The sequence below is a fragment of the Rhodococcus sp. IC4_135 genome, from assembly GCF_011602025.1.
In the GTDB taxonomy this organism is placed as follows: domain Bacteria; phylum Actinomycetota; class Actinomycetes; order Mycobacteriales; family Mycobacteriaceae; genus Rhodococcus_F; species Rhodococcus_F baikonurensis.
In genome coordinates, this window is sequence record NZ_JAAOLG010000130.1 from 1 (window position 1) to 504 (window position 504).

A 504-nucleotide genomic window follows, 5' to 3' on the forward strand; every position below is an offset into this window, starting at 1 on the left:
CGCAGCGTCTCGGGTTGGCGGGTGCGTTGTTGGGGGATCCGAAGGTGTTGTTGTTCGACGAGCCGGTCAACGGTCTCGATCCGGAGGGCATCGTCTGGATTCGTAAGTTCATGCAGCGGTTGGCGGCTGAGGGCCGCACGGTGTTGGTGTCGAGTCATCTTCTGTCGGAGATGGCGTTGACGGCGGAGCAGTTGGTGGTGATCGGTCGGGGTCGGTTGATTTCGGATTCGACGGTGGCGGAGTTCGTGGATCGTTCATCGGAGTCGACGGTGCGGGTGCGTAGCCCACAGCTCGATGCGTTGCGCAGTGTGCTGCTCTCGCAGGGGTTGACGGTGCGTGAGGACGGTTCCGGTGGTGCGCCGGCGTTGGTGGTCGTGGATTCGACGACCGATGTGATCGGTGGTCTGGCTGGTTCACAGGGAATCGTGTTGTACGAGTTGGCGTCCCAGCAGGGATCGCTCGAGGATGCGTTCATGAAGTTGACCGGAGACGATGTCCAGTACC

At 61.7% G+C, this 504-nt stretch carries 1 protein-coding gene; it reads left to right on the forward strand.

The window, feature by feature from the left end:
- Nucleotides 1-504 (forward strand): AAA family ATPase (locus G8767_RS35320; RefSeq protein WP_166814301.1); only part of this gene is annotated, 504 nt, incomplete at both ends.